The 5,378-nt window shown below is 53.7% G+C and carries 2 tRNA genes and 3 rRNA genes; all 5 read left to right on the plus strand.

Going from position 1 to position 5,378, the window contains the following annotated elements:
- The first annotated feature begins 154 nt into the window (after positions 1–154).
- The 5 genes from AWB83_RS35290 (at position 155) to rrf (ending at position 5,344) form a co-directional block, all read left to right on the plus strand.
- Positions 155–1,686: ribosomal RNA gene (locus AWB83_RS35290) — 16S ribosomal RNA — on the plus strand.
- Positions 1,687–1,749: 63 nt separating this feature from the next.
- A tRNA-Ile gene (locus tag AWB83_RS35295) sits at positions 1,750–1,826 on the plus strand.
- 43 nt (positions 1,827–1,869) lie between these two features.
- Positions 1,870–1,945, plus strand: a tRNA-Ala gene (locus AWB83_RS35300).
- A gap of 282 nt (positions 1,946–2,227) precedes the next feature.
- A 23S ribosomal RNA gene (locus AWB83_RS35305) occupies positions 2,228–5,110 on the plus strand.
- Positions 5,111–5,230: 120 nt separating this feature from the next.
- Positions 5,231–5,344, plus strand: a 5S ribosomal RNA gene (gene rrf, locus AWB83_RS35310).
- Together the 16S, 23S and 5S rRNA genes with 2 tRNA genes alongside form the textbook arrangement of a ribosomal RNA operon.
- The last annotated feature ends 34 nt before the right edge of the window (positions 5,345–5,378 follow it).

The following is a 5,378-nucleotide window of genomic DNA, read 5'->3' on the forward strand; positions in this document are numbered from 1 at the left end:
GGGGCTGAGGCAATGGCAAAAGTAATCAAGAGTCTCACACGAAGTATCAGAGGAAGGTTTATCTGTCGAAAGACGGATTAATCATCGTCAGTACGTTGAGTGAGCGACCGGTTTTTAGCAGGCGACTGCGGAACCGAAAAACAGTAACAGGTTTGAACTGAAGAGTTTGATCCTGGCTCAGATTGAACGCTGGCGGCATGCCTTACACATGCAAGTCGAACGGCAGCACGGGGGCAACCCTGGTGGCGAGTGGCGAACGGGTGAGTAATACATCGGAACGTGTCCTGTAGTGGGGGATAGCCCGGCGAAAGCCGGATTAATACCGCATACGATCTACGGAAGAAAGCGGGGGATCTTCGGACCTCGCGCTGCAGGGGCGGCCGATGGCAGATTAGCTAGTTGGTGGGGTAAAGGCCTACCAAGGCGACGATCTGTAGCTGGTCTGAGAGGACGACCAGCCACACTGGGACTGAGACACGGCCCAGACTCCTACGGGAGGCAGCAGTGGGGAATTTTGGACAATGGGGGCAACCCTGATCCAGCAATGCCGCGTGTGTGAAGAAGGCCTTCGGGTTGTAAAGCACTTTTGTCCGGAAAGAAAACCGCCGCCCTAATATGGTGGTGGGATGACGGTACCGGAAGAATAAGCACCGGCTAACTACGTGCCAGCAGCCGCGGTAATACGTAGGGTGCGAGCGTTAATCGGAATTACTGGGCGTAAAGCGTGCGCAGGCGGTCTGTTAAGACCGATGTGAAATCCCCGGGCTTAACCTGGGAACTGCATTGGTGACTGGCAGGCTTGGAGTGTGGCAGAGGGAGGTAGAATTCCACGTGTAGCAGTGAAATGCGTAGAGATGTGGAGGAATACCGATGGCGAAGGCAGCCTCCTGGGCCAACACTGACGCTCATGCACGAAAGCGTGGGGAGCAAACAGGATTAGATACCCTGGTAGTCCACGCCCTAAACGATGTCAACTAGTTGTTGGGGATTCATTTCCTTAGTAACGTAGCTAACGCGTGAAGTTGACCGCCTGGGGAGTACGGTCGCAAGATTAAAACTCAAAGGAATTGACGGGGACCCGCACAAGCGGTGGATGATGTGGATTAATTCGATGCAACGCGAAAAACCTTACCTACCCTTGACATGGTCGGAAGTCTGCTGAGAGGCGGATGTGCTCGAAAGAGAACCGACGCACAGGTGCTGCATGGCTGTCGTCAGCTCGTGTCGTGAGATGTTGGGTTAAGTCCCGCAACGAGCGCAACCCTTGTCCTTAGTTGCTACGCAAGAGCACTCTAAGGAGACTGCCGGTGACAAACCGGAGGAAGGTGGGGATGACGTCAAGTCCTCATGGCCCTTATGGGTAGGGCTTCACACGTCATACAATGGTCGGAACAGAGGGTTGCCAAGCCGCGAGGTGGAGCCAATCCCAGAAAACCGATCGTAGTCCGGATCGCAGTCTGCAACTCGACTGCGTGAAGCTGGAATCGCTAGTAATCGCGGATCAGCATGCCGCGGTGAATACGTTCCCGGGTCTTGTACACACCGCCCGTCACACCATGGGAGTGGGTTTTACCAGAAGTGGCTAGTCTAACCGCAAGGAGGACGGTCACCACGGTAGGATTCATGACTGGGGTGAAGTCGTAACAAGGTAGCCGTATCGGAAGGTGCGGCTGGATCACCTCCTTTCTCGAGCTTCGCACAAGTACCATCAAGCGCTCACGCTTATCGGCTGTAAGAAAGACAGGCTAAGGGTCTGTAGCTCAGTCGGTTAGAGCACCGTCTTGATAAGGCGGGGGTCGTTGGTTCGAATCCAACCAGACCCACCACCCGGTCGGCGCTGACAGAGCGAGATTCAGAGTCAGGCACGAAGGGGGATTAGCTCAGCTGGGAGAGCACCTGCTTTGCAAGCAGGGGGTCGTCGGTTCGATCCCGTCATCCTCCACCAATCCTCAATGCACAGCGCTCGGGTGAGCGTTGCGCATTGGCGATTGATAGCCAGTTGAGGCAGATGGGTAGAGAAGTCACCCAATCGGCTAAACGTTCTTTAACAATCTGGAAGAAGTAGTAAAGAGAGTCGCTGAAAGCACTTAGAGATGGGTGTGAGTAGGGGGCTCAGGGTAGTGATTGTATCGAGTATGAAAAGTGATCTTGAATGATGACTTGGAATACGGCACAACGCGAATACTCAGCCTATGACGTGGTGAGTCGACAGACGCACTCGTTATAGGGTCAAGCGAACAAGTGCATGTGGTGGATGCCTTGGCGATCACAGGCGATGAAGGACGCGGTAGCCTGCGAAAAGTTGTGGGGAGCTGGCAAACGAGCTGTGATCCACAAATGTCCGAATGGGGAAACCCACTCCTTATGGAGTATCCATGACTGAATCCATAGGTCATGTGAAGCGAACGCGGTGAACTGAAACATCTAAGTAACCGCAGGAACAGAAATCAACCGAGATTCCCAAAGTAGTGGCGAGCGAAATGGGATCAGCCTGTACTCGTTATCTTCGTGGTTAGCTGAACGCTCTGGAAAGTGCGGCCATAGCAGGTGATAGCCCTGTAAGCGAAAACCGTGAGGAAGGACTAGGGGTACGAGAAGTAGGGCGGGACACGTGAAATCCTGTCTGAAGATGGGGGGACCATCCTCCAAGGCTAAATACTCGTGATCGACCGATAGTGAACCAGTACCGTGAGGGAAAGGCGAAAAGAACCCCGGGAGGGGAGTGAAATAGATCCTGAAACCGCATGCATACAAACAGTCGGAGCCTGGAAACGGGTGACGGCGTACCTTTTGTATAATGGGTCAGCGACTTACGTTCAGTAGCGAGCTTAACTGATTAAGGCAGGCGTAGCGAAAGCGAGTCCGAACAGGGCGATCAGTTGCTGGGCGTAGACCCGAAACCAAGTGATCTATCCATGGCCAGGTTGAAGGTGCGGTAACACGTACTGGAGGACCGAACCCACTAACGTTGAAAAGTTAGGGGATGAGCTGTGGATAGGGGTGAAAGGCTAAACAAACTTGGAAATAGCTGGTTCTCTCCGAAAACTATTTAGGTAGTGCCTCGTGTGTCACCTTCGGGGGTAGAGCACTGTCATGGTTGTGGGGTCCATTGCGGATTACTACGCCATAGCAAACTCCGAATACCGAAGAGTGCAATCACGGGAGACAGACATCGGGTGCTAACGTCCGGTGTCAAGAGGGAAACAACCCAGACCGCCAGCTAAGGTCCCAAAGATTGGCTAAGTGGGAAACGAAGTGGGAAGGCTAAAACAGTCAGGAGGTTGGCTTAGAAGCAGCCACCCTTTAAAGAAAGCGTAATAGCTCACTGATCGAGTCGTCCTGCGCGGAAGATGTAACGGGGCTCAAGCCAGTCACCGAAGCTGCGGATACGTACGTAAGTACGTGTGGTAGGAGAGCGTTCCGTAAGCCTGCGAAGGTGTGTCGAAAGGCATGCTGGAGGTATCGGAAGTGCGAATGCTGACATGAGTAGCGATAAAGGGGGTGAAAAGCCCCCTCGCCGTAAGCCCAAGGTTTCCTACGCAACGTTCATCGGCGTAGGGTGAGTCGGCCCCTAAGGCGAGGCAGAAATGCGTAGCTGATGGGAAGCAGGTCAATATTCCTGCACCATTGTTAGATGCGATGGGGGGACGGATCGCGGAAGGTTGTCCGGGTGTTGGACGTCCCGGTCGCTGCATTGGAGAAGGTGCTCAGGCAAATCCGGGCACAGGATTCAAGGGTGTGGCGCGAGTGACTTCGGTCACGAAGCAATTGGAAGTGGTTCCAAGAAAAGCCTCTAAGCTTCAGTCTAACGATGACCGTACCGCAAACCGACACAGGTGGGCGAGATGAGTATTCTAAGGCGCTTGAGAGAACTCGGGAGAAGGAACTCGGCAAATTGGTACCGTAACTTCGGGATAAGGTACGCCTCTGTAGCTTGACTGGCCTGCGCCAGGAGGGTGAAGAGGTTGCAATAAACTGGTGGCTGCGACTGTTTAATAAAAACACAGCACTCTGCAAACACGAAAGTGGACGTATAGGGTGTGACGCCTGCCCGGTGCCGGAAGATTAAATGATGGGGTGCAAGCTCTTGATTGAAGTCCCGGTAAACGGCGGCCGTAACTATAACGGTCCTAAGGTAGCGAAATTCCTTGTCGGGTAAGTTCCGACCTGCACGAATGGCGTAACGATGGCCACACTGTCTCCTCCCGAGACTCAGCGAAGTTGAAGTGTTTGTGATGATGCAATCTCCCCGCGGCTAGACGGAAAGACCCCATGAACCTTTACTGTAGCTTTGCATTGGACTTTGAACCGATCTGTGTAGGATAGGTGGGAGGCTATGAAGCCAGGACGCCAGTCTTGGTGGAGCCGTCCTTGAAATACCACCCTGGTTTGTTTGAGGTTCTAACCTTGGTCCGTGATCCGGATCGGGGACAGTGCATGGTAGGCAGTTTGACTGGGGCGGTCTCCTCCCAAAGTGTAACGGAGGAGTACGAAGGTACGCTAGGTACGGTCGGAAATCGTGCTGATAGTGCAATGGCATAAGCGTGCTTAACTGCGAGACCGACAAGTCGAGCAGGTGCGAAAGCAGGTCATAGTGATCCGGTGGTTCTGTATGGAAGGGCCATCGCTCAACGGATAAAAGGTACTCTGGGGATAACAGGCTGATACCGCCCAAGAGTTCATATCGACGGCGGTGTTTGGCACCTCGATGTCGGCTCATCTCATCCTGGGGCTGTAGCCGGTCCCAAGGGTATGGCTGTTCGCCATTTAAAGAGGTACGTGAGCTGGGTTTAAAACGTCGTGAGACAGTTTGGTCCCTATCTGCCGTGGGCGTTGGATATTTGAAGGGGGCTGCTCCTAGTACGAGAGGACCGGAGTGGACGAACCTCTGGTGTACCGGTTGTGACGCCAGTCGCATCGCCGGGTAGCTATGTTCGGAAGAGATAACCGCTGAAAGCATCTAAGCGGGAAACTCGCCTTAAGATGAGATATCCCCGGGGCTTCGAGCCCCTTGAAGGGTCGTTCCAGACCAGGACGTTGATAGGTCAGGTGTGTAAGTGCAGTAATGCATTGAGCTAACTGATACTAATTGCCCGTAAGGCTTGATCCTATAACCAGTGTGTTTGAATCCACTGGCGAGTAGCGTGTGCGTACGATCGCCACCCGAATTCAATACTGCTTCTTCCCGGATTGGTCCTCGCCTCCCAGCACGCGAGGACAACAAGTCATGCCTGATGACCACAGCGAGTTGGTACCACCCCTTCCCATCCCGAACAGGACCGTGAAACGACTCCACGCCGATGATAGTGCGGATCTCCCGTGTGAAAGTAGGTAATCGTCAGGCTCCTCATGCTTCACGCAAAAACCCCACCCCAAAA

It is taken from the genome of Caballeronia ptereochthonis (genome assembly GCF_001545075.1).
GTDB lineage: Bacteria > Pseudomonadota > Gammaproteobacteria > Burkholderiales > Burkholderiaceae > Caballeronia > Caballeronia ptereochthonis.